The organism is Sporichthya sp. (assembly GCF_013815995.1).
GTDB lineage: Bacteria > Actinomycetota > Actinomycetes > Sporichthyales > Sporichthyaceae > Sporichthya.
The window spans coordinates 1-3,803 of record NZ_JACDFE010000319.1; the positions used below are offsets into that span (position 1 = coordinate 1).

The 3,803-nt window shown below is 67.6% G+C and carries 4 protein-coding genes and 1 pseudogene; 2 read left to right on the plus strand and 3 right to left on the minus strand.

What is annotated here, in order from left to right:
* Positions 1–699, minus strand: a 699-nt coding sequence (locus tag H0X00_RS22450) for a FliA/WhiG family RNA polymerase sigma factor (protein WP_293774997.1), incomplete at its 3' end; no start/stop codon positions are given.
* A gap of 306 nt (positions 700–1,005) precedes the next feature.
* On the opposite strand from H0X00_RS22450, the gene H0X00_RS22455 reads away from it, so the two are divergent.
* Both H0X00_RS22455 and H0X00_RS22460 read left to right on the plus strand, forming a co-directional pair.
* Positions 1,006–1,191: a hypothetical protein gene (locus H0X00_RS22455; protein ID WP_293774998.1), complete on the plus strand. Its 186-nt coding sequence runs from the start codon at positions 1,006–1,008 to the stop codon at positions 1,189–1,191.
* A gap of 220 nt (positions 1,192–1,411) precedes the next feature.
* The gene (locus H0X00_RS22460) at positions 1,412–2,767 is read left to right on the plus strand and encodes a citrate synthase (protein ID WP_293774999.1); all 1,356 of its coding nucleotides are present in this window, start codon (positions 1,412–1,414) and stop codon (positions 2,765–2,767) included.
* 83 nt (positions 2,768–2,850) lie between these two features.
* Here the strand turns inward: H0X00_RS22460 and H0X00_RS22465 are convergent, their stop codons facing one another.
* Together H0X00_RS22465 and H0X00_RS22470 are read right to left on the minus strand one after the other, a co-directional pair.
* Positions 2,851–3,258, minus strand: coding sequence for a hypothetical protein (locus H0X00_RS22465; RefSeq protein ID WP_293775000.1), 408 nt, complete (start codon positions 3,256–3,258; stop codon positions 2,851–2,853).
* A 256-nt stretch (positions 3,259–3,514) separates the two neighbouring features.
* Positions 3,515–3,803 (minus strand): annotated as a pseudogene (locus H0X00_RS22470) (PLP-dependent aminotransferase family protein); the annotation flags it as partial.

Below are 3,803 nucleotides of genomic sequence, written 5' to 3' on the forward strand. Positions count from 1 at the left end.
GGCCTGGACCAGGCCGCGCAGGGCGAGCATGGCCCGGGTGTGCAGCTGGCTGACCCGGGACTCGGTCACGGCGAGCACCTGGCCGATCTCGGCGAGGGTGAACCCCTCGTAGTAGTAGAGCGCGACGATGATCTGGTCCCGCTCGCGCAGGTCGCGGACGTGGCGCAGCAGCGCCTCCTTGACCGCGTCGTCCTCCAGGGCGGCGCCGGGGGCCGGGGCCTCGTCGACCACGACCAAGTCCTCCATGGCCGCGATCGAGGTGTAGGCCACCTTCGCGTAGAGGCCGTTCAGCGCCTTGGGCGTGATGCCCAGTTCGGCGGCGATCTCTTCCTCGGTCGGGGTGCGGCCGAACCGCTCCACCAGCACCGCATGGGCCTTCTCGATCGCGCGCAGCTTCTCCCGCACCGAGCGCGGGACCCAGTCCTGGGAACGCAGCGCGTCGATCATCGCGCCCTTGATCCGGGGCACCGCGTAGGTCTGGAACTCCAGGCCGCGCTCGGTGTCGAACTTCTCGATCGCGTCCATCAGGCCGAAGACGCCCTCGGAGACCAGGTCGTTGCTGTCCACGTTCTGCGGCAGGCCCGAGCGCAGGCGGCCGGCGACGTACTTGACCAGAGGTGCGTACTGCACCACCAGGCGGTTGCGCAGCTCTGGAGACCCGGTGGCCTTGAACTCCACCCAGACGTCGCTGATGTCCACAGCTGCAAGCCTCCCCTGACCAGCTCATGTCTGGCCTGGCAGCGGCCGACATGAATGACACTACGCGTTTGCCCTAAGACGCTCTGTCAATCACCGCAGCCTCATCCGAACGGCCGATGGGGGCCTCCACCGAGGGGTCCGGATCGAGATTCTGTCCGGAAACGGGCCCCCGGGGATGAAACCGGGACCCGGACTACTGCGTCTGACACCTCGAAACGGACAAACCGGGGTCGGAGGGGACGACCGGTTGGACCGTTCGAACGACTCTTACTCGCCGTCGAAGGAACGAGGCTTACCGTGAACACCATGAACGAGACCACACCGATCTTCGACGCGCTGATCGCGAACCTGGGCAACCCGGTTCCGGTTCCCGCGATCGACCGCTCCTACGCCACTCTCCTCGCCCAGGCGCTGTCTCCGACCGGCTCTGTTCCGGCGCCGGCGAGCCCGCGGAAGTCGGTTGCAACGGCTGGGCGCAAGTCCGCCAGCTGAACTCGTCGGCCGGGTGAGCCCGGCCGCGGATGCTCGACGCCTCTCCCGCCCTCACAGGGCGGGGAGGCGTTCGTGCGTTAACCGACCGCTCGCCTGGGCACTTGTCCCGTGGTCGGATGGTGTCCTGCGCCACCGAACACCTGTGTTGTAACGGTTCGGCACGGTTTGCGAGACTGCAGTTGGCTGCGGCACACCCCCGCCGCGCCCGGAAAGGGACACCATGAGCGAGTCCGCGGGGACGAACACCCTGTCTGTGACCGACAACCGCACCGGCAAGACCTACGAAATCCCGATCGAGGACGGCGCGATCAAGGCGAGCGCGATCCGTCAGATCAAGACCGATCAGCCCGACGATCAGGGTCTGCTCTCCTTCGATCCGGCCTTCACGGCCACCGCGAGTTGTCGCTCGGCGATCACCTTCATCGACGGCGACGCAGGCATCCTGCGCTACCGCGGTTATCCGATCGACACCCTCGCGGAGAACTCCAGCTTCCTCGAGGTCGCGTACCTGCTGATGAACGGCGACCTGCCCAACGCCGACCAGCGGTCCGAGTTCGAGCACGCGATCACCAACCACACGTTCGTGCACCAGAACGTGAAGAAGTTCATGGAGGGCTTCCACCACGACGCCCACCCCATGGGCATGCTCGTCGGCACCCTCGGCGCGCTCTCGACCTTCTACCCGGAGGCGAAGAACTTCCGGGAGCCGCTCAACCGCCGCCTGCAGATGGCGCGGCTGATCGCGAAGATCCCGACGCTCGCGGCCTACGCCTCCCGGCACGCTCGCGGGCTTCCGTACGTCTACCCGGACAACGACCTGTCGTACGCGGGCAACTTCCTCTCGATGATGTGGAAGATGTCCGAACCCAAGTACGACCCGGACCCGATCCTCGAAAAGGCCCTGGACGTCCTGCTCATCCTGCACGCGGACCACGAGCAGAACTGCTCGACGAACGCGATGCGCGCGGTCGGCTCCTCGCACGTCGACCCGTACTCGGCGGCGGCCGCGGCCACCGCGGCGCTCTACGGCCCGCTGCACGGCGGCGCCAACGAGCAGGTGCTCAAGATGCTGCGCGAGATCGGCGACGTGAAGAACGTGCCGGCCTACGTCGAGCGGGCCCGCAAGGGCGAGTTCCGCCTGATGGGCTTCGGGCACCGGGTCTACAAGAACTACGACCCGCGCGCGACGGTCGTCCGCCAGATCGCCGAGGACGTCTTCAAGGTGACGGGGCTCAACCCGCTCCTCGAGGTCGCCGTCGAGCTCGAGCGGATCGCCCTGGAGGACGAGTACTTCGTCAAGAAGAAGCTGTATCCGAACGTGGACTTCTACACGGGCATCATCTACGAGGCGATGGGCTTCCCCGCCGAGATGTTCACCGTGCTGTTCGCGATCGGACGGATGCCCGGCTGGCTCGCGCAGTGGGAGGAAGGCCTGCTCGACCCCGAGCAGAAGATCGCCCGCCCGCGTCAGCTCTACACCGGTCCGCCGGAGCGGGGCTACCCCGAGCTGCAGGGCCGGCCGCGCGCCAGCCACGACCTGTTCGAGCCGCCGGACATGCCCATCAGCGGCGACTGATTCGACCTGGCTGAACCGAACGGCCGGCCCCTGGGACCAGGGGCCGGCCGTTCGCTTGGTGTGCTGTGGGTTGTCGGGACGGGCTACTTCTTGGTGATCTTGACGGTCTGACCCGCCGGGTCGACCTTGACGATCTTGAGCGTGTAGCCGCCGGCCTTGTTGGCGACCTTGAGGCTGGAAACGACCGACTGGCCGCCGATCGAGACCGACATGCCGTCGACGTAGAACTTCACGGCCTGCACGGTCGTCCCGAAGGCCTGGGCCGAGTCGCCCGCCTTCGGGAAGGTGATCGTGCAGACGTTGCCCTTGCACTTGGCAGGAACGGTGTCGCCCGTCGGGACGACGGGGACCTCGGGGGCCGGGAGCCCCCCGGGCTCCTCTGCGGAGCTTGAACTGTTGGCGTTACTGGAGAGCGTGCCGAAGACCAGCAGGCCGGCGACGCCGGCCATGACGATCGGAAGCACCGGGGATGATGCCAGGGACGTAGTCATGGGCGGATCCTAGGCTGAGTCCAGGGGGCCCGCATATCCCAAAGCTGCTTCACAAGATGCGTCAAGCGGAGAACAGGGCAGCCCCGGGAAGATCGTCTTCATGACCACCTGTGAGGGCTGGAGATCCAGATCCAGGATCAACGCCGAAAGTTTCTCGGCTCAGGTGTTTGGCGCCGCTGGAGCGGGCACAACCGGGGTAGACCCGTCGGCCAAGCCAGGCCCGCGGGTCTTTTCCTGCTGGAGCGTCAGGTCCTGACTACGTCAGGATCGGCCGGGCGCGCGGCGTCTCGATTTCGCTCCAGGCGTGCGCGAGGCGCTGCAGGCCGGCCTCCACCAGAGGCCGCGGGCGGTCCACGCAGATCCGGATGTGCGGGCTCTGCCCACGTCCGGCCAGCGCCGCCGAGCCCGCCGCGACGTGGACGCCGTGCCGGCCGGCCACTGCCACGAAGGGGTCGGAGTCGGCGACCGGCAGCTTCGCCCACAGCACCGACCCGCCCCGGGGAGCGACGACCTCCCAGCTGGGCAACTCCTCGGCGAGTTGGGCG